Raw genomic sequence first — 26,219 nt, 5'->3', positions numbered from 1 at the left:
CGTCAAAAAGAAGGTTACCTGAATCACGAAGTTCTATCCCTGTCATTCCGAGCGAAGTCGAGGAATCTTCTTGTTGTATCATGGGACAAACAGGTGAGAAGAATATCTTTCGACTCCGCTTTGCATCGCTCAAAATCACGCCTTTGCGGTGGTGTTGAGATTCGTGATTCGGGTGAAGAGAGGTTGCAATGGGTTGGTGTTGAGGCCAGGCGGTTGTATACTTTAGCTATGAAAGTGCTTGTGCTGTATAAACCAAACTCTGAACACGCCCGGAAGGTCGAGATTTTTCTGCATGACTTACAGAAGCAGCATGACGTAGATCAGTCGTCGCTAAAAATCCTAGATGTCGATAGCCGCGAGGGGATTGAGCTTGCAAAAATATATGATGTTATGTCAACGCCAGCTATTATAGTTACCGACAACGATGGTGGCTATGTAAACAGCTGGGCCGGAGAAGAACTGCCGCTCATGCGTGATGTCGCTGCATACTCGCAGATGTAAACTAAAACAAGAAACACATATCTGAAAACTCTGTGCTAGAAATGATATCGATAGTATCAAATATGTCCCAGCTGGGACACATTTGATACTAGAGGCAAGGTGGACCTGAGTCATACAAGGGAGCAGTATATTCCAATCCAAGAATGAGCCTGAAGCTACCAGAAACAAACAGCTAGCGTTTTGTATATAGTGTCTTCAACAACTGGTCTTTTGCTTTGTTCATGGCTATCGCCCAAGCTGTATCACTTTCAGCATACGCCACTTCGTCTAGTTTCTCAAAACTGCTGCCTGTCTTCAGGTATTGTTTGGCGTCTGGCAATGACTTCAGCTTCTCGTACGGTACCATGTACCCATTGACTGGGTAGCGATGTGTCCTCTTGCCCGTCTTTGAGTCAACGCTCGTTATGCGGTAACCGCAGGGTCGGTGGAAGTTCAGGTAGGGCACAAACCACGTACAGTACCAGCTGTTAATATCCGGAGCATATTCCCTGGGTATATGCGCATAGCCTAGGGCTTTTCGGATAATGCTACCATTCTTGGTTTCAACCAATCCATTGTCTCCGCTTTGGTAGGCTCGAGACTTACTGAGCTTGATGAGCATTGCTTTCAGGAGGGCAGCAACTTGTTTGTTGATGTACTCCGAGCCATTGTCGGCGTGGAATTCTACAATGACAAATGGGAACAGCACCAAAGCTGCTTCGAGGGCTGGCAGCATGTAACGCTCAGTGATTCTCTCGACCGCGACCACCACCTCCCACTGGGTAACTTCATCAACCAGATTGATGTGGTACACACCCTTTTCTTTGTCCTTATCTCCCTGGTGGACAGTATCTATACGGATGAAGCCAGGTTGACCGTTCGGGCGTGGTTTGCGGCGCTCGCCAATAGCTATTGTTGTTGCTTGCGTTTTGGTGAACGTATGGCTTTGGTTACGGTATGTTACGGTGCCACGTAGATTGTATATGTGGCTGACGGAGATTGCGCTAAGTCGTTCGTAGCGTGCATCGCCAAATGTCACAAAGGCTCGTTGGGCTAGAACTTTTGCCGCTTTGCCACTGAGCCGATCATGGGCATCATCCAGCTCTGCTAGCAGCCCAATGTCTTCACGCGTGTAGCGCAGTGCAAACTGGTTTCTCGTGTTCACTGGCTCCAGCGCAATACAGCCAGTCCGCAGGTACTGTCCAATAAGCCGAGTCACCTGGGCACGGCTGTACCCCGTGACGGCTATGGCGTATTCTCGAACGACGCCTTTGTCTTTTTGCCCAAGTGCTGGTAGTCAAGACGAACGACCAGTTGCTGTAACCAGGCATAAGCCTCTTGCTTATGTACGATTGTAAGGTCAAGTGACTGAGTGCCTGAGACAAACTGTCTGAGTTCTTCAATAGTTGGTAGCGTGTGTTGCTGCATAGTAATAGTCATCCTCCCATGCTATGCCAGCTGTCGATATTTCAGGCTCATAGTATTTTAGAACCTGATAGGCGGTTCAGGCTCATTTTGCGTTGGATAAGAGTGGAGCTTGTGCTAGGTGGGTGGGAGGGCGTATACTTGCAGTATTAAATGCGTTTCGGCTTTGCCGGATTAGTGGCTATCAACCACGAAGCAGTGGAGAGAAATCTGGCCGTAGCCAGAAAGTAGATTCCAACGGAACGGCCTGTCAGACCACGTAACTAAGCGCTAAAAGATCACCCCTTTTAGAAATCGGATGGTACCTCCCGCAAATTCACCCGGGATCCGATATTTAACAGAGGTGATTTTTGTTTGGGAAGCATATGGTTAAGCTAGCACAACCAGTTATACGAGAAGCAACCACGGACGATGTCTATGCGATACGTGCATTCCATGCCCAATCATGGCTCGATACTTACCCAAATGACAATGCGGGTGTACCAGAAGAGTGGGTGCGTGAGAAGTGGCAGGACTGGGACAAGGAAGATAAACTTGCCGAAAGTAGACAGCGGGTGGAAGAGTTTCTAGCCGACAAAGATCAGGTGTACCAGGTTGCGGTTGTTGGTAGTGAGGTTGTAGCCCTCCTGCATGCGTCTCGTCACGCCGAAGGGCAGGACTTGGGCGCACTCTATGTCGCTAAACCATATCAAGGCAGTGGCCCGGCTCAGAAGTTGATGCATATAGCGAACGATTTTTGGGATTCAGATAGACCAGTTGAGCTGGCGGTAGTAGATTATAACGACCGAGCGAAACGATTTTATGAAAGGCAGGGCTTTCGGAAAGTCCCTAGTTCAGACTATTTGCATGCCGATAAAATGCCGTCGATACAGATGAGAAGAGTTGCGCAATGAAATGCAGGGCAAATACACCGTGGAAAGATGAATAATGTCACAAAATATTATCATTCCAACCAATATTAACCCACGACCGGAGCGGTTTGAGATTGAGGCGGCGAGTATAGTCGCAGAGTATCTTGGCGCCGATGCGGTGTTTATTGCGCGCGACACAAGTCAGACGCCAGATTGCAAAATCAATGGCGTTGAATGGGAGATCAAAAGCCCTCTTGGTAATAGTAAGCACACTATCGAAACGCAATTGAAGCGTGCATCCAAACAGGCTACGCATGTCATTATCGACGCGAGGCGCTGCAAATTACATATTGCAAAGATTCGTCACCAGTTACGACATCACGGCGCAATCAAGAAGCATATTGTGCGAATCATACTGATTACGAAAACTGAAAGTGTGGAGGAGATGAAATGAGCAATAAAAAAGGAACCGATGCTGCGCATTACATCACTGCATCGGTTCACTGCAATCAGTATACTACCGGTAAGCATAAAAGTCAAGGGAGGGCACTATGAAGTTCAAGAGTGGAACTCGGCGGAAGGCCATAGAATACGAGAAAGACCTCGTACAGTACTGGAAAAAGCACCAGACGTTTGAGAAGTCGGTGGAACAGCGGCCAAAAGAGGGGGCGTATGTGTTTTACGATGGGCCGCCGTTTATTACGGGTGTGCCGCACCACGGTACGCTCCTCAGCTCAATTGTAAAAGACGCAGTGCCACGGTACTGGACCATGAAAGGCCGGCGAGTTGAGCGGGTTTGGGGGTGGGATTGCCATGGCCTCCCGGCAGAAGTATTTACCGAAAAAAAACTGGGTATTAAAGACCGCAGAGACATAGGCACCACTGTTAGTATTGAGGACTATATAACAACATGTCGAGACAATATGGTGCAAACCGGCGACCTGTGGGAAAGCACCATAGAGCGGATTGGACGCTGGGTAGATTTCCGGGGTGCATACAAAACAATGGACAAAGAGTATATGGAGTCTGTCTGGTGGGCATTTAAAAAGCTGTACGAAGAAGGCAAAATATATGAAGGCGAGAAAGTCTTGCTTTACTGCACGCGTGATGCGACGCCAATTTCCAAGGCAGAAGTCGCTATGGATAACAGCTATCAAGATGTTACCGACCCTAGTGTTTTTGTAAAATTTAAACTCCAAGGTGAGAATACATCTGTCTTAGCTTGGACGACAACGCCATGGACGCTTCCAGCCAATACGGCCGTTGCGGTGAATAAGAATGAGGAATACGCCGAGGTTAATGTTGCTGGTGAGCGACTAATCCTTGCCAAAGTGATGCTCGATAAAGCTCTAACAGATGAAAAACACAACGTTGTACCTTACACAATTACACGTACTTTCACTGGTTCTGAGCTTGTTGGAAAGAGTTATGAACCGCTTTTTGAGAACCGTGGTGAAAAAGCACACAGTATTTGGCACGCCGAATACGTTAGTATGGAAGAGGGTACGGGGATTGTTCACTTAGCCCCGGCGTACGGCGAGGAAGACTATGCTTTGTCGCGCGAAATGGGCTTCCCGTTCGTTAACAACATAGACGATAACGGCCTGTATATTGATGGAGAATGGGCAGGCCAAAATGTGTGGGATGCGAACAAACCGATTGCGAAGACACTGCATGAGCGCGGTGTCGTGTGGAAAATCGACTACATTCGTCATAGCTACCCGCACTGCCACCGATGCGGCACGAAGCTAATGTACCGGGCACACCCGAGTTGGTTTATGGATATAGCCGAGCAGCGCGAAGCGATGCTTGAGCAAAATGAAAACATTAACTGGTTTCCGGGGCACGTGAAACATGGTCGTTTTGCCAAGACGGTTGAAAGTGCGCCAGACTGGAACCTCAGCCGCGACCGATTTTGGGCTACGGCCATGCCAGTATGGAAAGGTGTAAGTAAAGACGGGACTGAACACATAAAAGTAGTAGGTAGCTATGCAGAACTTAAAGAACTGAGCGGGATTGAGTTAGAGGATTACCACCGGCCATGGATAGACGATGTTGAGTTTGACCTAGATGGGGTGCATTACAAACGCATCGATAAAGTTATGGATTGCTGGTTCGAGAGCGGTAGCATGCCCTTTGCGCAGTTCCACTATCCGTTTGAGAATAAGGAAAAGTTTGAGGCAAGCTTTCCGGGCGATTTCATTGCTGAATACGTTGGGCAAGTGCGAGCCTGGTTCTACTACCTGCACGCGGTCTCCGTTGGTCTGTTTGGAGCAAACTCGTTTAAGAACTGCATCGTAACCGGGACACTTGCTGGTAACGACGGTCGCAAGATGAGTAAAAGCTATGGGAATTTCACTGATCCAAATGTACTTATGGATGAATACAGTGCCGATGCGCTGCGCTTTTTGCTACTCGGTTCGCCTGTACTTGCCGGGGAGGACTTTAGCCTTCTCGACAAAGACGTGCAGGATGTGCAGCGAAAATTGGCAATGGTATGGAACATGTATGACTTTTTCACAATGTATGCCGAGGTCGATGGGTGGGAGTGGACTGGTGCGCTTGAAGACCCATTAACAGAGCTGAGCAATCCACTTGACCGTTGGATAGTGTCGAGATTACATCAGACACAACAACACATAACACGCCATATGGATGACTATAATATCCCCGAAGCGGTCAGTGAGGTCCTACCGTTTCTTGACGATGCCAGTAACTGGTATGTTCGGCGCAGCCGGCGACGATTCTGGAAGAGTGAAGATGATGCCGATAAAAATGATGCCTACAAAACATTGCATTACGTACTTGTGCGGCTCAGCGTGCTACTGGCACCGTTTACACCGTTTTTGGCCGAGGAACTCTACCGTAAGCTCACCAGTGGCGAAAGCGTTCACTTGCTGGATTGGCCAGCGCAAGGAGCGATTGACGAACGGATACTGACAGAGATGGCGCAAACGCGTAGCATTATAGAGCAAGGACTGGCGGCCCGGATGTTTAAGAGTGAAGACGAGCCGCAGGTTAAGGTCCGGCAGCCACTCGCAAGTTTAAGCTACAGCGGGCAGCGGCTAGGCGAATATTTTGAAGTGATTATAGCCGATGAAGTGAATGTAAAAGAAGTAAAATATGCCAATGAAGTAAAAACGACTGTTTCTGTAGACAAAAATATAACACCTGAATTACAGCGTGAAGGTATGATGCGAGAGGTGATACGCGGCGTGCAAAATGCTCGAAAACAAGCGAGGCTAAACGTTGACGACAGAATAGTACTGCAGCTGTCGACAGTAGACGACGAGCTCGCAAAGGCCGTTGATGAACACGCACAAACCATACAGGCAGAAACTTTGGCTCAAACTTTTGCAAACCCCGGTTCGGACTCATATGCTGTGGTTGTTTCGATAGATAGCAGAGAGCTTACAATTGAGCTAAAAAAGACCCAGGGGCTTAAATGAAGAAACCGGTTATTGGTGTTACTCCTGCATTTGATGAGGGCATAAAATTACCTGCATCGAGGGCTAGTCTGTACTTACGCCGAGATTATACGCTTGCAATTGCTGCTTCGGGAGCAATACCTATTATCCTAGCGCCAGACATGAGCGCGGAAGAAGCGTTTGAACTTTGTGATGGTCTAGTAATTTCTGGAGGTGAAGATATCCCAGCGGAGGTGTATGGCGGCAATGAGCTTCATACGGCGACTGAACCTCAGGAGCGAGTTGCTTGGGAGCGCAGCCTCATTGATATGTTTAGCGCATTGGATAAGCCAATTTTAGGTGTTTGTTATGGCATGCAGCTGCTGGCAGTTCACTATGGTGGTGAGCTTTACCAAGATATTGCCCAAGAAGTTGGCGGTGCGGTTCGGCACATGGGCGTTCAGCACGAAATTGACCTTTGTGCTGACTTTCTAGGTCTAATGCGTGGCAATAAGGCTACTGTTGCGTCACGGCACCATCAAGGAGTTGCCAAACTTCCGTTGCATTTTAAGCTTTGCGCAAAAGCCCATGACAGTGTGATTGAAGCTATGAGTTATGGGAATATATACGGCGTTCAGTGGCATCCAGAGTCTGATGACACGGGGCCACTCATCTATAAGGCATTTGCGGAGACTTGCCGAAACGCCTGAAGGCAGTATATTCCAATCCAAGAATGAGCCTGAAGCTACCAGAAACAAACAGCTAGCGTTTTGTATATAGTGTCTTCAACAACTGGTCTTTTGCTTTGTTCATGGCTATCGCCCAAGCTGTATCACTTTCAGCATACGCCACTTCGTCTAGTTTCTCAAAACTGCTGCCTGTCTTCAGGTATTGTTTGGCGTCTGGCAATGACTTCAGCTTCTCGTACGGTACCATGTACCCATTGACTGGGTAGCGATGTGTCCTCTTGCCCGTCTTTGAGTCAACGCTCGTTATGCGGTAACCGCAGGGTCGGTGGAAGTTCAGGTAGGGCACAAACCACGTACAGTACCAGCTGTTAATATCCGGAGCATATTCCCTGGGTATATGCGCATAGCCTAGGGCTTTTCGGATAATGCTACCATTCTTGGTTTCAACCAATCCATTGTCTCCGCTTTGGTAGGCTCGAGACTTACTGAGCTTGATGAGCATTGCTTTCAGGAGGGCAGCAACTTGTTTGTTGATGTACTCCGAGCCATTGTCGGCGTGGAATTCTACAATGACAAATGGGAACAGCACCAAAGCTGCTTCGAGGGCTGGCAGCATGTAACGCTCAGTGATTCTCTCGACCGCGACCACCACCTCCCACTGGGTAACTTCATCAACCAGATTGATGTGGTACACACCCTTTTCTTTGTCCTTATCTCCCTGGTGGACAGTATCTATACGGATGAAGCCAGGTTGACCGTTCGGGCGTGGTTTGCGGCGCTCGCCAATAGCTATTGTTGTTGCTTGCGTTTTGGTGAACGTATGGCTTTGGTTACGGTATGTTACGGTGCCACGTAGATTGTATATGTGGCTGACGGAGATTGCGCTAAGTCGTTCGTAGCGTGCATCGCCAAATGTCACAAAGGCTCGTTGGGCTAGAACTTTTGCCGCTTTGCCACTGAGCCGATCATGGGCATCATCCAGCTCTGCTAGCAGCCCAATGTCTTCACGCGTGTAGCGCAGTGCAAACTGGTTTCTCATGTTCACTGGCTCCAGCGCAATACAGCCAGTCCGCAGGTACTGTCCAATAAGCCGAGTCACCTGGGCACGGCTGTACCCCGTGACGGCTATGGCGTATTCTCGAACGACGCCTTTGTCTTTTTTGCCCAAGTGCTGGTAGTCAAGACGAACGACCAGTTGCTGTAACCAGGCATAAGCCTCTTGCTTATGTACGATTGTAAGGTCAAGTGACTGAGTGCCTGAGACAAACTGTCTGAGTTCTTCAATAGTTGGTAGCGTGTGTTGCTGCATAGTAATAGTCATCCTCCCATGCTATGCCAGCTGTCGATATTTCAGGCTCATAGTATTTTAGAACCTGATAGGCGGTTCAGGCTCATTTTGCGTTGGATAAGAGTGGAGCTTGTGCTAGGTGGGTGGGAGGGCGTATACTTGCAGTATTAAATGCGTTTCGGCTTTGCCGGATTAGTGGCTATCAACCACGAAGCAGTGGAGAGAAATCTGGCCGTAGCCAGAAAGTAGATTCCAACGGTTCGGCCCGTCAGACCGGCAACTAAGTGCTAAAAGAATCACTTCTTTTGGAAGCCAGATGGTACCTCCCGAATAACCCGGGATCTGGCAGCTAAAAGAGGTGATTTTTATTTGGAGAAAAAATGAGTGAAGAAGCTAAGCCAGCAATCCGTACCGCGACACCCGACGATACCTACGCTATACGTAAGTTTCATGCCGCGTCTTGGCTCGACACCTATCCAAATGACAACGCTGGTGTGCCAGAGTCATGGGTGCGCGAGCGATGGGAAAGCTGGGATTCACCCGAAAAGCTTAAGGAAAGTCGCGAACTAGTAACAGGCTTTATAGCCGACCCGGATCAGCTATACGAGGTCGCTGTTGTAAACGACGCAGTCGTTGGGTTTGTGCATGCGACTCGCCACAAGGAAGATCAGGAATTGGGTGCGCTGTACATTGCCCGTGAGTACCAAGGGACAGGCCTTGCTGCAGAGCTGATGCTGCACGCTGATGCATTTTGGGACGCGAAACGGGTAGTTGACCTAGTGGTCGTTGATTACAATGAACGCGCCAAGCGGTTTTATGAGAAGCAAGGCTTTAAAAAAGTTTCAGGATCTGACTATATGCATGCTGATAAGATGCCATCAATCAAAATGAGAAGGGAGCCCAGAATATGAAAAATATATTAATATATGGCGATTCAAATGTTTGGGGGCAGGATGATAACCTGAAACGGTATTCTGCTCAGGCTCGGTGGGTGAACCAGCTTCAAAAACAACTTGGCGATGGCCATGAGGTGCAGCCCGCCGGGCTCCCAGGCAGGATTGCGGGCGGCTACGATCATGCTGACCAAAGTAAAAATGGAAAAGACTCATTTGAAGTCATCTGCAGGCAAGCTTCGCCGCTTAACCTCGTCATCATCGCACTTGGCACAAATGACTGCAAAGATAAGTACAGCTTCACGCCAGACCAAATATATGATGACTTATTGTGGTACAGAGACGCGGTGGCTCAACTGAGTGAGGATGTATACGTTGCGCCTGCAAGCATTATGTATATTGCTCCACCAAACTTCAGGCGTAGCCAGGCTTTTATGGGCAGCGAAGAGAAACAGCAGGCGCTGGTTGCGTTGCTTGAAGGGTCCGGCGAACAAGTAATTATTCCGGGTGAGATAAGCCTCTCGAGTGACGGGGTGCATTTTTCTCCAGAGGGACATGAAGAAATGAGTAAGCTGATGAAAACTAAATTAACGGAGATGGGAATATGAAATTCAAAGCAAATACACGGCGGAAGGCTATAGAGTACGAGAAGGACCTGGTGCGGTACTGGAAAGAGAACCGTACATTCGAGAAGTCGGTTGAGCAACGGCCAAAAGAGGGTGCATATGTGTTTTACGATGGGCCGCCGTTTATCACGGGCGTGCCACACCACGGTACATTGCTTTCTAGCGTTGCGAAAGACGCGGTGCCACGCTACTGGACCATGAAGGGGCGCCGGGTTGAACGCGTTTGGGGCTGGGACTGTCATGGCCTGCCGGCTGAAGTATTTACCGAGAAAAAGCTGGGCATACAAGATAAGCGAGATATCGGGACCAAGATATCACTCGAGGAGTACATTACCACGTGCCGAGACAATATGGTGCAAACGGGTGACTTGTGGGAAAGTACCATCGACCGGATTGGCCGCTGGGTGGACTTCAAAGGTGCATACAAAACCATGGATAAAGAATTCATGGAATCGGTCTGGTGGGCGTTTAAGGAACTGTACGAAAAGGGCAAAATATATGAAGGCGAAAAGGTGCTCATGTACTGCACGCGTGACGCCACGCCTATTTCTAAAGCCGAGGTGGCAATGGACAATAGCTACCAGCAAGATACCGACCCAAGCATCTACGCGTACTTCAAATTGGCAGATTCTGACGAGTTTCTCTTAGCATGGACTACAACACCCTGGACGCTTCCAGCGAACGTTGCAGTGGCAGTAAAGGGTGACACAGAGTACTCACTGCTCGAGCACGCTGGCAAGCGCTTCTATGTAGCAACGGCGGCGATTGCCAGGGTGATGACCGACGAGAGGCATCAGCCATTGGCTTACAACGTTGTAAAAAAGATACAGGGGTCAGAACTGGTTGGAAAAGCCTATGAGCCACTCTTTGAACACCGCGGCGAAGGTGCGCACCGGGTGCTTGACGCCCACTTTGTGACGGCCGATGACGGTACGGGAATAGTACATGAAGCCCCTGCATATGGTGAGGAAGACTACGTTCTATGTAAAGAGCACAACATTCCGCTTGTCTCAATTGTGGACGAAAACGGGAACTACACAGAAGGCGCGTGGGAAGGCCAGAACATATGGGACGTGAACAAAGATATTGCTAAGACGTTGCTGGCTGAAGGCAAGGCGCTCAAAATAGAGTACGTTCGCCACGAATACCCGCACTGTCACCGCTGCGGTACGAAGCTCATGTACCGAGCGCACCCAAGCTGGTTCATGGACATTGCCGGGCAACGCCAGGACATGCTGGAGCAGAACGAAAACATCAATTGGTTCCCGGGGCATGTCAAACATGGTCGCTTTGCCAAAACTGTCGAGAGTGCGCCGGACTGGAACCTCAGCCGCGACCGCTTCTGGGCTACCGCTATGCCGGTGTGGAAGGGCACGGATGCGGACGGGAAGGAGCGCGTGAAGGTCGTGGGTAGTTACGCCGAGCTGAAAGAGCTGAGCGGTGTTGAGCTCGATGATTACCACCGCCCATGGATTGATGACGTAGAGTTTGACCTAGATGGTGTGCACTACACGCGTATCGACAAGGTCATGGACTGTTGGTTTGAGAGTGGTAGCATGCCATTTGCGCAGTTCCACTATCCGTTTGAGAACAAAGAGAAGTTTGAGGCTAGTTTCCCGGGTGATTATATAGCCGAATACGTCGGTCAGGTGCGGGCGTGGTTTTACTACCTACACGCCGTATCGGTGGGGCTGTTCGAGAAGAACTCGTTTTCAAACTGTATCGTGACGGGTACTCTCGCCGGCAACGATGGCCGCAAAATGAGTAAAAGCTATGGTAACTACACCGATCCAAACATACTCATGGATGAATACAGTGCCGATGCACTACGATTTTTGCTGCTGAGCTCGCCCGTTATGAGTGGTGAAGACTTTAGCTTGCAAGACAAGGATGTGCAAGATATCCAGCGCAAACTGGCGATGGTGTGGAACATGTATGACTTTTTTACAATGTATGCCGAGGTGGATGGCTGGGAGTGGAATGACTCGCTCGAAGATCCTTCTAAGGAGTTAACCAACCCGCTTGATACATGGGTGGTGTCACGTTTACATCAACTGCAAGCACAAATGACTACTGATTTAGACGGTTATAATTTGCCCGATGCCCTCAGTGGCGTCTTGCCGTTTTTGGACGATGCCAGCAACTGGTATGTCCGTCGCAGCCGTAGGCGTTTTTGGAAAAGCGACGACGATGCCGACAAGCATGATGCATATCGCACCTTGCATTATGTGCTCGCGCGCCTTAGTCTGCTGCTCGCACCGTTTACGCCGTTTCTAGCAGAAGAACTGTACCAGAAACTGACTGGCGGCGAGAGTGTGCATTTGCTTGACTGGCCAGAGCCTGGTGCCGTAGACGAGACAGTACTAGAACGTATGGCACAGACCAGGAGTGTCATAGAGCAGGGCTTGGCTGCACGCATGTTTAAGACAGAAACAGAGCCCCAGGTGAAGGTTCGACAGCCCCTAGCAGCCCTGACATACGGTAGCGACAAACTCGGTGAGTACTACGAGGCAATCATTGCCGATGAAGTGAATGTGAAAGAAGTTAAACACGTCAATGAAGTGAAACTGGCTGTTACTGTTGACAAAAATATAACACCAGAACTCAAGAGAGAGGGCATGGCCCGCGAGGTAGTACGAGCGGTGCAAAACGCCCGTAAGCAGGCTGGGCTGCAGGTGGATGACAGGATTGTCTTGCTGCTGACTGCGGAAGATAAAGAACTCATGGCTGCGCTTGCTGAGCACGAGCGGACGATTCAGGCAGAAACGTTAACCCAGGCCTTTGTAGAGCCCGGCACAGGCGCTTTTTGTACCGAAGCGAACATCGAAGGCCTGCGCCTGACCATCGCGCTCAAAAAGGCCTAGAAACCCCCAAGGACAGTTCATAGCATCGAGCGGACCTAACCACTGGACTGCTCTGATGCTATGAGCCCTATACGGCAGTTGCGGGCTCCAATGGTCGTAGTTTGCTGCCCCGTGCCCAGTCTATGTGCCATCGAACTTGATAATCTAAAGGAAGCACTCCGGCGACCCTAGCTACTGACTCGCTGCTTTTACGGTTTCCACGCTTCTACAACCCAAGTCCACAAACAACACTCTGCCTGCTACACTTTTGTTACGGCCGTAACAAAAGTGTAGTGACTATAGTTTTATGGGAGCGGCTTCGTACACTTTGACGCAATCTTTTAGCTCTAGTTTCTTTACCGCTTCAGCTAGTACTTTTCTGTGATCGAGATCTGTCATCCAGACGCTCTGCTGGACGTATTGGAAATCGAGGCGTTTGAGCAACCGCCGGAATTCATGTCGCATCATTTTGCGTTCTTCTGGTATGTCAAAAACAACGAGTAGCTGGCCGTTCTCTGGAAGCTTTTCCGCTACGAAAGGCTGAACCTTCTTCAGGCCTTTTGCGGTAAGCTGCGGAATAGTATCCCCCATGACAATGTAGCCATCGCGAGTGGCTCGACTCATGGTGTCCCGCAGAGTCTTTTCGGGGTAACCGCTGACCCGCGAGAGTTCGTAGAAGAACTGGCTGGGCTTAAAGCTGAGCAATAGGTTTTGCCGCGAAAGAGGAAGGAATAGGCCGCGTAGGATGAAATCTGTTGCTGATTTTGGCTGTGACATACCTACATACTACACTTTTGTTACGGCCGTAACAAAAGTGTAGTGGAGGGGGTGGGCTGGGGCGGTGGGGTGGTGAGTAGGGGGAAGGGTTTACAAACAGGGGTGTAAGTGATAAACTTGGGTGCAATAGTAAACGTAAGGTTAGGTGAAAAGTATGAAAAAAGCAGTTATTGCTACCGGCGGCAAACAATATGTCGTAGCCGAAGGTCAAACACTTTCCATCGAGCGGCTCACTGGTGACGATACCAAACTCAGCTTTGACGCATTGCTCGTTGTAGACGGCGAAAAGACTACCGTAGGTGCGCCCTTGGTAAAGGGCGTGGCGGTAAAGGCTACCGTAGTAGACGCGGAGGCAAAGGCAGATAAAGTCACGGCTATACGCTACAAGGCGAAAAAGCGCGTGCACAAAACTCGTGGCCATCGCCAGGCGCAGACCACGGTCGTGATCGACAGTATTGCGTAGCCTCTAGCTCTAGGAGTATTAGCCCAAAAACACCCGCTGCGTGCGGGTGTTTTTGTATGTACCTGTGGATAACTTTAGGAGAATATATTATTCGTAGTGAATATTGCTACAAATTTGCATGCTGAATCAGAATCAATTCTGCTCTATTTTCATGAAAATAACAGGGGTAATGAATAATTGTAGTATAAAACACTACGAAAAACATCTGTTGATTTGTCAAAATTGAATACATTTTTTTGCATAACTTTCTTTCACTTTTCTCTTGTAACAGGTGGTTCGTATGGGGCATACTTCTGTGCAGGATAGGCCAAAACCAAAAACTAGGCAAAATCCGAAACAAAGATTGGTATCTCAAAAAAACCGAGAAACCAACACAAACACTTTACAAAACACATGTTCAAACTAAAACGTACAGCGCAAGCGTTCTTCGCATGCACCCTCTGGCTCTCAGCCAAGAGGGCCTTTGTCGTCCTTAGCCGCCGTACCAGCCACGCCTCCGCCCAGCACAGCTGGCCGCCAGCATGGCTTCTTCGGTTCCTGCGCAGTTTTTCCCTACGATGCTCGTTGCGCCGTATGTCGATACGTCTTTCTTCGCTTCTCGGGAAGAAACTACACATGAACTCGAAGTACGGCACCCAAGTTGTCTTGGTTTTGTTTTTGCTCATCCTCCCCCTGTTTTCCTATACGCGCGCGCTCCTCCCCGCGTCACTCACGCGTGTTGGCCTCGGTTCTCAGACCGCCTATGCCGCCACCAGTGACAACCTGAACTTCCAGGCTCGTTTGGAAACAGCGACTGGTGCCATTGCCCCAGACGGCTACTACAACATCGAGTTCAAGCTCTACGACGCTGCCAGTGGGGGAACACTCCTCTGGACTGAAACCTACTACGATAGCAACGGTGTCACTGCTGGCAACGACAACCGTGTCCGAGTAGCCAATGGCTACGTCACCGTTAACCTTGGTTCTCAAACGGCTTTCCCCGGTACGATGCCCTGGGACCAACAGCTCTACCTCACCATGAACGTTGGTGGTACCACCCAAACCGCTACTCCTACTTGGGACGGAGAGATGTCCCCAAGACTCAAGCTCACCGCAGTGCCTTATGCGTTTAATGCTAAGACGGCGGGGCAGATCGTCACTAGCTCTGGAGCTAACCTCGCCACTCTCAGCATTGCTGCTCCAACCAGCGGCAACCAAACCTTTACCATCCAAGACCAAGGAGCAGCCGGCACCTACAACCTCCTCACCGAGACCCAAATAAATGCTGGATTTATTCAAAACCAGTTTGGGGCAGCACAGACAACGTCAAACTTCTGGCTATCGGGAACGGGTAGGGCGGATACGGCGTTTCAAGCGCCGCTTATTGATAGTAATACGGCAGCCGCACTGGGGATTGGTACGACGAATGCGACATCGATTAGCATAGGTAAGTCAACTATCACCACAACAGTACAGGGGCCGTTCGTTACGAATGGCTCTCAGTTTACGAACAATGGCTCGACACTTTTGACCGGTTCGACGCTGAGTGACTTTGCGGCGAGTGGTGCAATTGGCACGGCTGCTGCAACGGTAGATACATATACAACATTTGTTATACCTCAGACAACAGCTGGGAGAACATTGAGCCTACCAGCGCCTACGAGTAGCACGGCGGGTCGCCTTTCCTATGTACTTAATACCGGTAGTGTTGCGTTCACAATGCATGGCGTGAGTATTCAAGCCGGCAAGGCACAGACATATATATATGATGGTAGCGCTTGGACCGCTACGAACATTGATGGTGCAGGTAATGGCGTTACATTTATAGGTACTATAGATAGTCAGACAAAGAGTGGCGATGGCGCAGTCGTATCGGGCAACGGTATATATTTGCAAACGGCTGATGGTACCAGTCCTGGGCTTGTTAGCACTGGGGTGCAAACTTTTGCTGGCGATAAAACATTTACCGGCACTGTAACAGCTAGTGCTGGCGGTAGTGTTTCTGGCGGTACGATAAGCCTCAATGCAAATAGTAACTTTGATACCAATATCAATACAGGCACAAGCACAGGGGCTGTAACTATTGGTAATAGTGCAGCGGGTACTATTAGTGTTCAGAGCGGGAGCTCAATAGCTGTTACCGGCACCACCAACATAAATACCTCCGGTGCTGCTGCTACCAACCTTGGTACGGGTACCGGCAATACCACCATTGGTAACACTACGGGCACGCTTGATCTCACTGGTAGCACCATCACGGCTGCCGGCACCACCAACATCAATACCACTGGGACTGCTACCACTACCATTGGCTCTGCTACAGCTGGTGCCGTCAGCATCACCTCGAACGCTGCCAGTAGCTTCACGACCAACACCGGGGCATTAACCCTTACCAGTGCCGCTGCTGCCACCTGGGGCACCAACGCTGGTCTGCTGACCCTGCAGGGAGCAGGCGGCACTACAGTAACCAGTGCTGCCGGTACTACATCAAGCGACACGACTATCTCTACGGGTAATGCCAGCGCTGGTGCCAGCGGCAACATAGTCATAGACACTGGCACGGCTACTACCACTGCTGGCACAGTATCGATTGGCACCACCAACGCAAGCGGCGTCACTATAGGCCGTGCTGCTACTACAACTACTATCCAGGGCAATACGGTTGTTACGCTGAGTGGTACAGCAGGGAGTACGTTTGTATGCCAGAATGGGAGCAACCAACTTGCCGCTTGCTCCGCTACGCCTCTTACCTCAACCACCGGCATCCAAAACCAAAACGCCTCTGCACAGACAACAGCTAACTTCTGGATATCTGGCACCGGTCGGGCTGACACCTCTATCCTTACCCCCCTCATAGACACCGCCACTGCTGTTGCCCTGAACATTGGGACGACCAATGCCACCATCATCAACCTCAACCAAGACACTGTTCTTGCCGCTGGCCAATCCATCACCATCACCGGCGGTAACACCGCCTCCCGTCCTGCAAGTCCCACCGAAGGCATGGTCTACTATGACACCACCACCAAACAACTCCTCACCTACGCCAATGGCAAGTGGCAGGCAGATAGAAGCGAAGCTATTCTTGTTGCTGCCAGTAACTCTTCTGACGCAGATAAAGCGGCTGCTGACTATGTGGGTGATGGTAATACTGGTGCTGCGAATGATGGCGACCAAGTCCAGATAAACCAAGCTCTCACAGCCGGAGCAGGCAAGAAGGTGGTGCTTCTGGCCGGTACCTACACCATAGATGCATCCATCTCCATTCCGAACAACACCACTCTCTCTGGTATAGGGCAGGGTACACTCATTACCACTCCTAACGCTCTGAACGTCAACTTTAGTGCCATCGTCAACACTGATACCACCACCGGCACCAATGTCACCCTCAGAGACCTCAAGCTTGATGGTAACAATGCGAATCAGTCTATGGGTGTTGGCACGGGTATGGCGGGTGTTGATTTCAATAACATGGGTGGCGGGACAGGCTCAAGCGCGCGGCAAGGTGCTCGGATATCGGGTGTACAGGCAAATAACTGGGCTGGCCTAGGTGGCTCCAACTGTCAAGTCGGTGTCGGCATATGTCTACGTAGTTCTAGCAACAATGTGCTCGCGGGAAATACCGCACAGGCTAACGCTTACTATAGCTTCGCCCTTATCTCATCTTCGTCCAACAATACACTTACTAGCAACACTGCACAGGGTAGCTTTACTGACGGTTTCTTTGTATCTTCCTCCAACAATAACACCCTAACTGGCAATACCGCACAGGGGAACAATGGCATTGGAATCAATATATCTTCCTCCAACAATAACACCCTAACTGGCAATACCGCACAAGGGAATACCTCGTATGGAATTGTAGCTACCTCTTCTTCAAATAACACAATTAGCGGAAATACTTCGCAGGGAAACACTAGCTACGGCATATATATTACTACCTCATCGAGCAGTAATACCGTCTCGAGCAATACCATACAAGGGAATACAAGCTACGGTATATATGTCTCCTCTTCCTCAGCTAATAATACGCTGAATGGCAACAGTGTGAGGGGGAATTCGGCAGGTATCGTTATCGTATCTAACGCAAATACTGTATCTGGCAACACCTTAGCAGACAATGGTGGTTCAACGGCGAATAACGGCATCTATATTGGCACCTCATCCAACAATACGATTATCGGCAATACTATCACAGACACAAGCTGTACAACGACCTGTTACGCGATCAATCTCCTTCTCGCTGGTGCTACCAGTAACTACCTCTCCGGTAACACCTTCACCGGCGACGGTACCTATGCTGCCACCATCAATGATGCTGGCACGGGTACCATCTACGCTGGTCAGGCTATGACTCAAGGTGGCTTAGACATCCGCTTCAAGCAGGCTAATTCTACAGCTGCAGTAAACATCCAGAACGCCAATGGTGTTAACGTCCTCAATGTAGACACCACAAACGGTGAACTAGAACTTGGTAGTTACAATGGTGGTACCAACCCAGTAGCTGGGAAGATAGTGTTTGCTACTACCGCCAATAGCAACACCGTCACCCTCGCCTCTGCCACCCAAACCGGTAGCTATACCCTCAGTATCCCAGCCCTCACCGCCAATGCAGATATATGTACCAGCCAGAACAACTGCGGTGGCCTGACCTCCACCACCGGCATCCAGAACCAAAATGCCAGTGCTCAAACGAGCGCTAACTTCTGGATAGACGGTACGGGTCGGGCAGATAGCTCTGTCCTCACCCCCCTCGTAGACACCGCCACTGCTGTTGCCCTGAACATCGGGACGACAAATGCGACCCAGATAAACTTGAACAAAAACGTCAGCATCGCCGCGAACCAAAACATTACCTTCGCAGCTGGTACTGGCAACTTTGATCAATCTGCCAGCAGCGGCACGTTTGCTACCGGCACTGGTGCCGTAACCCTCAATGGTGACACCACCGTCGTCACTGGCAAGAACTTCACTGTCACAAGTGGCACCACCAGCCTAACTGGTACCACTAACATCAATATGACTGGTGCTGCTACGACTACCATTGGTAACGCTTCTGCTACCAATGCCATCACTGGCACAACAACCGTCCTCGGCGCCACCAACATTAACACCACTGGCACTAGTACTACCACCATCGGCTCTGCTACAGCCGGTGCCGTCAGCATCACCTCGAACGCTGCCAGTAGCTTTACCACCAACACGGGTGCCCTTACCCTCACCAGTGCCGCCGCTGCCACCTGGGGCACGAACGCTGGTCTCCTCACGCTGCAAGGTGCAGGCGGTGTTACCGTCGCCTCCAGCGCTGGTACAACTTCCAGCGATACGACCATAGCCACCGGCAATGCTTCTGCTGGTGCTTCTGGTAACATCGTCATAGACACAGGTACGGCTACCACCACGGCTGGTACCGTCTCCATCGGCACCACGAACGCCAGTGTCGTCACCATTGGTCGTGTGGCCACCACTACTACTATTCAGGGCACACTTAGTGTTACTCCACAGACGTCAACAAGTACAACCCTCCTATGTACAAACGGCGGGGTAGTTAGTACCTGCGATGCATCAGTGCTTGCACCAACCGCTACCAACTTCATCCAGAACCAAAACGCTAGTGCACAAACAGCGAACTCCTGGATTTCTGGTACTGCTCGAGCCGACGCCTCGGTCCTCACCCCCCTCATAGACACCGCCACTGCTGTTGCCCTGAACATTGGGACGACCAATGCCACCAGCATCAACCTCAACCAAGACACTGTTCTTGCTGCTGGCCAAAGCATAACAATAACCGGCGGCAACACAGCCAGCAGACCAGCCGGCACTGACGGCATGGTCTATTACGACACAGATACTAAACAACTGCTGGTTTACAACGGTACTACTGCTAAATGGCAAGCCGACAAGTCTGATGCCATACTGGTAGCTGCCAGTGACTCTAGTGCCAAAGACAAAGCCGCTGCTGACTACCTGGGTGATGGTGACACCGCAGCAGCAGGTGACGGTGACCAAGTCCAGATAAACCAAGCTCTCACCGCCGGATCTGGCAAGAAAGTAGTTCTACTAGCTGGTACCTACACCATAGACGCTGCTATATCTGTACCAAACAACACCACTCTGGCTGGTGTAGGTACTGGAACGCTCATTACTATACCCAATAGCTTCAACACTCACATCAACGCCATCACCAACACCACAACAGGCGGTAACGGTACCGGCATCACCATCCGTGACTTAAAACTAGACGGTAACAAAGCTAACCAGACAAGTGGCACTATGTACGGCGTATACTTCAACGGCGTTGGTTCTGGTACTGGCAGTTCAGCCGTCCAAGGCGGTACCATAACGAACGTTAAAGCAAACAACTGGCGAAATAGTGGCATCTTCCTCCTCTCCTCCTCCAACAACACCATCACCGGCAACACCACCCAGGGGAACACCAACTACGGCATCTACCTCATCTCCTCCTCCAACAACACCCTCACCGGCAACACCACCCAGGGGAACACCAACTACGGCATCTACCTCATCTCCTCCTCCCACAACACCCTCACCGGCAACACCGCCCAGGGGAACACCAACTACGGCATCTACCTCTCCTCCTCCTCCAACAACACCCTCACCGGCAACACCGCCCAGGGTAACGCCTGGCAAGGCATCTACCTCTCCTCCTCCTCCAACAACACCATCACCGGCAACACCACCCAGGGGAACGGAACGGGCATATATCTCGACTCCTCCTCTTCCAACAACACCCTCACCAGTAACACCGCCCAGGGGAACGGAACGGGCATATATCTCGACTCCTCCTCTTCCAACAACACCCTCACCAGTAACACCGCCCAGGGGAACACCTGGCAAGGCATCTACCTCTCCTCCTCCTCCAACAACACCCTCACCGGCAACACCGCCCAGGGGAACACCTACGGCATCTCCCTCGACTCCTCCTCCAACAACACCCTCACCGGCAACACCGCCCAGGGGAACGGCGGCTCCGGCATCTACCTCATATCCTCCTCCAACAACACCGTCTCTGGCAACAAACTCCATGACAACGGCGGCGCTACCGCGAACAACGGCATACATATAGACACTTCCGACTCCAACACCATCACCGGCAACGACATCACCGACACCAGCTGTACCACCACCTGCTATGCCATAAACATAGTTAACTCCACTAGCGACACTAACTACCTTGCCGACAATAACTTCAGCACCACTGCTGGCACTGCCACCATCAACGACGCTGGCACAGGTACTATCTACGCTGGCCAGTCTATGACCCAGGGTGGCCTAGACATTCGCTTCAAACAAGCAAACTCTACCACTGCCTTCAACATCCAAAACGCCAATGGCATCAGTGTCCTAAACATAGATACCACCAACGGTGAATTAGAACTAGGTAACTACAACGGCGGTACTAACCCAGTGGCAGGTAAGATAGTCATAGCTAACGCCACCAACGCCAATACAGTAACTATACAGTCAGCTGCCCAGACAGGTAACTACACTGCATCTATTCCAGTCCTTGGAGCCAATGACACCTTCTGTATGGAAACACTAGGCAACTGTGCTCCTGGTGCTACAGACTTCATCCAGAACCAGAACGCTAGCGCCCAGACAGCAGACTACTGGATAACTGGTTCTGCCAGAGCAGACACCAGTGTCTTAACTCCCACACTAGACACCGCTACAGCCGTAGCCCTAAACATAGGTACTACTAACGCTACAACCATAAACCTCAACCAAGACACTGTTCTGGCTGCTGGCCAAAGCATAACAATAACCGGCGGCAACACAGCCAGCAGACCAGCTGGTACTGACGGTATGGTCTACTACGACACAGATACTAAACAACTGCTGGTTTACAACGGTACTACTGCTAAATGGCAAGCCGACAAGTCTGATGCCATACTGGTAGCTGCCAGTGACTCCAGTGCTAAAGACAAAGCTGCTGCTGACTACCTGGGTGATGGTGACACTGCAGCAGCAGGTGACGGTGACCAAGTAGAGATAAACCAAGCCCTCACCGCCGGATCTGGCAAGAAAGTAGTCCTGCTAGCTGGTACCTACACCATAGACGCTGCTATATCTGTACCAAACAACACCACTCTGGCTGGTGTAGGTACTGGAACGCTCATTACTATACCCAATAGCTTCAACACTCACATCAACGCCATCACCAACACCACTACAGGCGGTAACGGTACCGGCATCACCATCCGTGACTTAAAACTAGACGGTAACAAAGCTAACCAGACAAGTGGTACGATGCGCGGCGTATACTTTGACGGTGTTGGTTCTGGTACTGGCAGTTCAGCCGTCCAAGGCGGTACCATAACGAACGTTAAAGCAAACAACTGGCGGAATGATGGCATCTACCTCTCCTTCTCCTCCTCCAACAACACCATCACCGGCAACACCGCCCAGGGGAACACCAACTACGGCATCTACCTCTCCTCCTCCTCCTCCAACAACACCATCACCGGCAACACCGCCCAGGGGAACACCAACTACGGCATCTACCTCTCCTCCTCCTCCAACAACACCCTCACCAGCAACACCACCCAGGGGAACAACTATGGCATCGGCCTCAACTCCTCCTCCAACAACACCATCACCGGCAACACCACCCAGGGGAACACCTACGGCATCACCCTCTCCTCCTCCTCCAACAACACCATCTCTGGCAACACCGCCCAGGGCAACACCTATGGCATCTACCTCTCCTCCTCCTCCTCTAACAACACTGTCTCTGGTAACAAGATTCATGATAACGGCGGCGCTACCGCGAACAACGGCATGTATATAAACGCTTCCGACTCCAACACCATCACCGGTAACTCCATCACCGACACTAGCTGTACCACCACCTGCTACGCCATAAACATAGCTAACTCCACCAGTGACACCAACTACCTGGCCGACAACAACTTCAGCACCACTGCTGGCACTGCCACCATCAACGACGCTGGCACAGGTACTATCTACGCTGGCCAGTCTATGACCCAAGGTGGCCTAGACATCCGCTTCCGTCAGGCCAACTCTACCACCGCCTTTAACATCCAAAACGCCAATGGCATCAGTGTCCTAAACATAGACACCACCAACGGTGAACTAGAGCTCGGTAACTACAACGGCGGTACTAACCCAGTGGCAGGTAAGATAGTCATAGCTAACGCCACCAATGCTAACACTGTCACCATACAGTCGGCTGCCCAAACAGGTAACTACACCTTAGATATCCCAGCTCTAGCCGGTAACGCTACTATATGTACCAACAACTCCACCACGGCCTGTGGCAACTTCATCCAGAACCAAAATGCTGCCCAACAAGCCAGCAGCAATTTCTGGCTAAGTGGCACTGGCCGAGCCGATACGTCTATACTAACTCCTCTTCTAGACACGGCAACTGCCACCGTATTAAATATTGGGGCAAACAATGCCAGCTCAACGACCATCGGCAAGGCGGCTGGAACGGCAGCAATAAATCTTTCTGCCAGCACAATAAACCTTGGTATTGCTACTACTGCGACAGTGGTCCAGGGGGCTGCTCAGACCACGAATAATACAAATGGTAGTCAGCTGACCATAAAGGGAAGCGCTGGGCTGGGCACTGGTAACGGTGGTACGCTGCTGCTGTCTGGCGGTGACGCTGGCGGGACGGGCGTACTGGGGCTTGTAAACCTCAACCCGACAGCATTTACAGGTACTTCACAAAACTGTACGGTAGCGACCTGCTCGATTACGGCCGCAACCGTAAACAGTAATAGTACCGCACTCGTCAATAACACCTATGCTGGCTCCACAGTCACACTCGCTGACCCAACTCTTACAACGGCTGGACGTGTCATGTACGTCACAAACAGCGGCACGCAGGATATGACACTTTCGGTCAACGGTGGCGGCCAGGGCAACACAATTGCTCTCAAACCAAACACGACTGCCACCATGTTCTGGAACGGAGTGGACTGGACGGCGGCCGGTGCTTCGAGCGCGACCGACCTTCAAGCCGCATACAATAACACCCAGACTGCCGCTGGCGGTGCCGAGATAGTGCTCCGCTCCACCGCAGATAGCCCAGCTGGTACCGGGGGTCTTACTGTGCGAAACAACTCAGGCGTTCCTATATCGGGTGGCTTATTAGAAATCCAGACATCCATTGGAACGAACCTATTCAGCGTCAATAGCTACGGCACAGAACTCGCAAGTAACGGTGGCGCGGAAACGGCCGGTGGTAGTGCTACTACATTTCCAGCCAGTACATGGTCAGCTCAGAGTGGTGCAACTGTGACACGCAGTGTTACCAGCGGTGAATACCAAACTGGCGAAGCTGGTGTAAAGGTAGTAACTGGCGCGTCAAACCTACACGGTGTCCGCAACCAACTGACCGCAAACCCTGTCGCTAGCACAACGTACACGGTGTCATTTACCGCTGCATCTAGTACTGCGGGCCAAAACACAACGCCTATAGAAGTCATATATTCACCAGATAATGGCACCACACTTACAAATCTCTGCCAGGGTTACGGTGGGGGCTACACAACTTCTCGGCCACTGTCTAACTCCACCAATTATAACTGGACAAAGGTCACCTGTACCATTACTACCACTGGCGCGGCAGTGACAACGCCACTACTTATTATTAGACAGACCGATGCAACAGCCCGTACCATATATGTAGATAACCTCAGCTTTATTCGTAACGATAGCACCACTCGTCCGGCAAGCGTTCAGATGGGCGGCGGGAACACGGGTGGTCAGGTGACGCTCTTTACGCTTGATCGTTCCAGTACAGCACCACTTGTTTCAAACGGTGATGATCGCTACCTTGGTTCCATGTACTTCGACACCACCCTTGGTAACATCCAGTGCTACGAAGCCGATGGTTGGGGTGCTTGCGGTAGCGCCCCAGATAATATCATTACCTACACGCCAGAATATACCGGAGCTGTATTGAACGGTACAGGGGTTGGTACCATGACGGCCGACTTCTGCGGTAATGGCGGCGGCTTAAGTGTAAATACTGGTTTCTGTGCGAGCGGTGAGGCGCGCAACTACTACCGCTGGACCTCTCCGCAAGCAAGCGACCAAACGTACAGCATATATGTTTCATACAGGCTCCCTTCGACGTTTAAGGAATTCGAATCTGGCACAACATCACTCATCTCGCTAGTAGATAATACTTCAAACGCAAGTGTGAAATACGCCATATTTAAAAAGACGAGTACGGGCGGGTTAACGAGTTGTAGCGCCGATGCGACCATGAGCGGTACGGTAAGCACCTGGAACTCCACAACACCAACAACAGACTTAGGGACTGGCGCGTGCCACACTGGCGGTGCCACACCGTTTGCCGCTGGCGATACCATGGTCGTACGCATAACGGTTTCGGCAAAGAGTAATGCTAGTGCGTATGTGGAGAACTTAACCTTCAGGTACAGCAATAAGTAGGAATTATGAAAATGCACACTTTATCAACTTCTAAATCAATACGAACCACTCGGGCGGGACCTTGTGGTACTGCGTGGGAGCCACCATGGCCTCCAGGTAGACAAATACAAATACAAATACTTCAAATACACAATCAAACAAACACATACCAAAGGAACGTAATATGAAAAAGGAAAGAAAGAGGCAAGACGATAGAGTCCTAAAGCGACTGCCGCAAAATGAGCGGCGGAAGCAGGTGCGCTTGCGCCGCCAGATACAGAGTGATCCATTGTTTAGCCTGGCATAGTCAGGTCTGAACAGACGCATGAGCCATGAATGGGTTTGTAAAAACAAAAAAAAGCGAAGCAAAATCCCAGGGTATTTACCTGGGATTTTGTGTAAAGTAATTGCAATACGCTTTACTTCTTGCTATAGTAAAGCGTATGAAAACAGTGACACTTTCAAGTAAAAATCAGATAGTTATCCCAAGCGCAGTCCGGGCTCGGATGTCCGTACAGAGCGGGGATAGGCTTGTTATTAGCAGCGTAACAGACACCCAAGTTGTTTTGAAAAAAGAGCCGTCGTTTCGTCAGCTCATCGGGACGGTGCCAAAACGATTGGGTAATCCGGTGGTGCGCATCCGCGAAATCCGTGATAATTGGCGATGAATTATGACCATATATCTCGATACCAATATATTGATTTATCTTCTTGAGGATAATGGCTCAGACAGTATACGGGTGGCAGATATGCTGGATTGCGCACGCGCGGAGGGGAGTGCGTTTGTCACGTCTGTCCTGACATTGACTGAGTTTATGGCGGGGTCTGCTGCGGTTACGACTCCGTTGCTTGAAATCCCAAACATGACATTTGTTGCGATGGACACAACTATTGCGCTGAAGGCTGGTGAATTGCAACGCACTCACGGCTTAACAATAGGTGATTCGATACACGTGGCAACTGCGATTAGCCTGCAGGCAAACAGTTTTTTCACAAATGATAGGGAGCTTTCAAGGAGGCTTCCAAAGCACATACAGCCAGTAGGTCTGCAATCATAGGGTCCCC

The 26,219-nt window shown here is 50.6% G+C and carries 16 protein-coding genes; 12 read left to right on the top strand and 4 right to left on the bottom strand.

The annotated features are described in order from the left end of the window. Positions 1 to 228 precede the first annotated feature (228 nt). Positions 229 to 501: a hypothetical protein gene (locus IPP75_03090; protein QQS70096.1), complete on the top strand. Its 273-nt coding sequence runs from the start codon at positions 229 to 231 to the stop codon at positions 499 to 501. A 172-nt stretch (positions 502 to 673) separates the two neighbouring features. Here the strand turns inward: IPP75_03090 and IPP75_03085 are convergent, their stop codons facing one another. Then, a complete protein-coding gene (locus tag IPP75_03085; protein QQS70095.1) occupies positions 674 to 1,699 on the bottom strand; it encodes a transposase family protein in 1,026 nt (341 codons plus the stop codon). Positions 1,700 to 1,725: 26 nt separating this feature from the next. Continuing rightward, a complete protein-coding gene (locus tag IPP75_03080; GenBank protein QQS70094.1) occupies positions 1,726 to 1,908 on the bottom strand; it encodes a hypothetical protein in 183 nt (60 codons plus the stop codon). A 362-nt stretch (positions 1,909 to 2,270) separates the two neighbouring features. On the opposite strand from IPP75_03080, the gene IPP75_03075 reads away from it, so the two are divergent. From IPP75_03075 to IPP75_03060, 4 genes are all read left to right on the top strand, one after another. Continuing rightward, a complete protein-coding gene (locus IPP75_03075; GenBank protein QQS70093.1) occupies positions 2,271 to 2,798 on the top strand; it encodes a GNAT family N-acetyltransferase in 528 nt (175 codons plus the stop codon). A gap of 34 nt (positions 2,799 to 2,832) precedes the next feature. Further along, the gene (locus IPP75_03070) at positions 2,833 to 3,210 is read left to right on the top strand and encodes a hypothetical protein (protein QQS70092.1); all 378 of its coding nucleotides are present in this window, start codon (positions 2,833 to 2,835) and stop codon (positions 3,208 to 3,210) included. 97 nt (positions 3,211 to 3,307) lie between these two features. Beyond that, positions 3,308 to 6,205: an isoleucine--tRNA ligase gene (locus IPP75_03065; protein QQS70091.1), complete on the top strand. Its 2,898-nt coding sequence runs from the start codon at positions 3,308 to 3,310 to the stop codon at positions 6,203 to 6,205. Then, positions 6,202 to 6,873 (top strand): gamma-glutamyl-gamma-aminobutyrate hydrolase family protein, encoded by a 672-nt coding sequence (locus tag IPP75_03060; GenBank protein ID QQS70090.1) that lies wholly within the window; start codon positions 6,202 to 6,204, stop codon positions 6,871 to 6,873. Before IPP75_03065 ends, IPP75_03060 begins: the two co-directional genes overlap by 4 nt. Before the next feature lie 52 nt (positions 6,874 to 6,925). Here the strand turns inward: IPP75_03060 and IPP75_03055 are convergent, their stop codons facing one another. Continuing rightward, complete coding sequence (locus IPP75_03055; GenBank protein QQS70089.1) at positions 6,926 to 8,173, bottom strand: transposase family protein; 1,248 nt, start codon at positions 8,171 to 8,173, stop codon at positions 6,926 to 6,928. A 347-nt stretch (positions 8,174 to 8,520) separates the two neighbouring features. Between IPP75_03055 and IPP75_03050 the strand changes: the two genes are divergently transcribed. From IPP75_03050 to IPP75_03040, 3 genes are read left to right on the top strand one after another with little or no spacing between them, the layout of a single operon-like run. After that, entirely contained in the window at positions 8,521 to 9,051 is a 531-nt protein-coding gene (locus IPP75_03050) for a GNAT family N-acetyltransferase (protein QQS70088.1), read from the top strand. Next, complete coding sequence (locus IPP75_03045; protein QQS70087.1) at positions 9,048 to 9,641, top strand: hypothetical protein; 594 nt, start codon at positions 9,048 to 9,050, stop codon at positions 9,639 to 9,641. Before IPP75_03050 ends, IPP75_03045 begins: the two co-directional genes overlap by 4 nt. Next, positions 9,638 to 12,523, top strand: a complete 2,886-nt coding sequence (locus tag IPP75_03040) for an isoleucine--tRNA ligase (protein ID QQS70086.1) — start codon at positions 9,638 to 9,640, stop codon at positions 12,521 to 12,523. The genes IPP75_03045 and IPP75_03040 overlap by 4 nt, the downstream gene beginning before the upstream one ends. A gap of 276 nt (positions 12,524 to 12,799) precedes the next feature. Here IPP75_03040 and cas2 read toward each other — a convergent pair whose 3' ends face one another. Continuing rightward, on the bottom strand, positions 12,800 to 13,279 hold the full coding sequence (gene cas2 / locus IPP75_03035; protein ID QQS70085.1) for a CRISPR-associated endonuclease Cas2: 480 nt from the start codon (positions 13,277 to 13,279) through the stop codon (positions 12,800 to 12,802). Between the two features lie 154 nt (positions 13,280 to 13,433). Between cas2 and rplU the strand changes: the two genes are divergently transcribed. The 4 genes from rplU (at position 13,434) to IPP75_03015 (ending at position 26,212) form a co-directional block, all read left to right on the top strand. After that, complete coding sequence (rplU, locus tag IPP75_03030; GenBank protein ID QQS70084.1) at positions 13,434 to 13,742, top strand: 50S ribosomal protein L21; 309 nt, start codon at positions 13,434 to 13,436, stop codon at positions 13,740 to 13,742. Positions 13,743 to 14,315: 573 nt separating this feature from the next. Further along, complete coding sequence (locus IPP75_03025) at positions 14,316 to 25,175, top strand: right-handed parallel beta-helix repeat-containing protein (GenBank protein QQS70083.1); 10,860 nt, start codon at positions 14,316 to 14,318, stop codon at positions 25,173 to 25,175. Between the two features lie 422 nt (positions 25,176 to 25,597). Beyond that, complete coding sequence (locus IPP75_03020; GenBank protein QQS70082.1) at positions 25,598 to 25,822, top strand: AbrB/MazE/SpoVT family DNA-binding domain-containing protein; 225 nt, start codon at positions 25,598 to 25,600, stop codon at positions 25,820 to 25,822. 3 nt (positions 25,823 to 25,825) lie between these two features. After that, entirely contained in the window at positions 25,826 to 26,212 is a 387-nt protein-coding gene (locus IPP75_03015) for a PIN domain-containing protein (GenBank protein QQS70081.1), read from the top strand. Positions 26,213 to 26,219 lie beyond the last annotated feature (7 nt).

Source organism: Candidatus Saccharibacteria bacterium (assembly GCA_016700375.1).
Lineage (GTDB): Bacteria > Patescibacteriota > Saccharimonadia > Saccharimonadales > UBA4665 > JAGXIT01.
The sequence above is the reverse complement of the archived record's forward strand: the minus strand, read 5'-3'. Positions and strand labels throughout refer to the sequence as shown.

Bases quoted from the DNA above. Each gene is read 5' to 3' on its own strand.
- IPP75_03045 (QQS70087.1), top strand. From the start codon at position 9,048: ATGAAAAATATATTAATATATGGCGATTCAAATGTTTGGGGGCAGGAT.
- IPP75_03055 (QQS70089.1), bottom strand. From the start codon at position 8,173: ATGACTATTACTATGCAGCAACACACGCTACCAACTATTGAAGAACTC.
- IPP75_03070 (QQS70092.1), top strand. From the start codon at position 2,833: ATGTCACAAAATATTATCATTCCAACCAATATTAACCCACGACCGGAG.
- IPP75_03075 (QQS70093.1), top strand. From the start codon at position 2,271: ATGGTTAAGCTAGCACAACCAGTTATACGAGAAGCAACCACGGACGAT.
- IPP75_03065 (QQS70091.1), top strand. From the start codon at position 3,308: ATGAAGTTCAAGAGTGGAACTCGGCGGAAGGCCATAGAATACGAGAAA.
- cas2 (QQS70085.1), bottom strand. From the start codon at position 13,279: ATGTCACAGCCAAAATCAGCAACAGATTTCATCCTACGCGGCCTATTC.
- IPP75_03015 (QQS70081.1), top strand. From the start codon at position 25,826: ATGACCATATATCTCGATACCAATATATTGATTTATCTTCTTGAGGAT.
- rplU (QQS70084.1), top strand. From the start codon at position 13,434: ATGAAAAAAGCAGTTATTGCTACCGGCGGCAAACAATATGTCGTAGCC.
- IPP75_03050 (QQS70088.1), top strand. From the start codon at position 8,521: ATGAGTGAAGAAGCTAAGCCAGCAATCCGTACCGCGACACCCGACGAT.
- IPP75_03040 (QQS70086.1), top strand. From the start codon at position 9,638: ATGAAATTCAAAGCAAATACACGGCGGAAGGCTATAGAGTACGAGAAG.
- IPP75_03020 (QQS70082.1), top strand. From the start codon at position 25,598: ATGAAAACAGTGACACTTTCAAGTAAAAATCAGATAGTTATCCCAAGC.
- IPP75_03080 (QQS70094.1), bottom strand. From the start codon at position 1,908: ATGCAGCAACACACGCTACCAACTATTGAAGAACTCAGACAGTTTGTC.
- IPP75_03060 (QQS70090.1), top strand. From the start codon at position 6,202: ATGAAGAAACCGGTTATTGGTGTTACTCCTGCATTTGATGAGGGCATA.
- IPP75_03025 (QQS70083.1), top strand. From the start codon at position 14,316: ATGTCGATACGTCTTTCTTCGCTTCTCGGGAAGAAACTACACATGAAC.
- IPP75_03090 (QQS70096.1), top strand. From the start codon at position 229: ATGAAAGTGCTTGTGCTGTATAAACCAAACTCTGAACACGCCCGGAAG.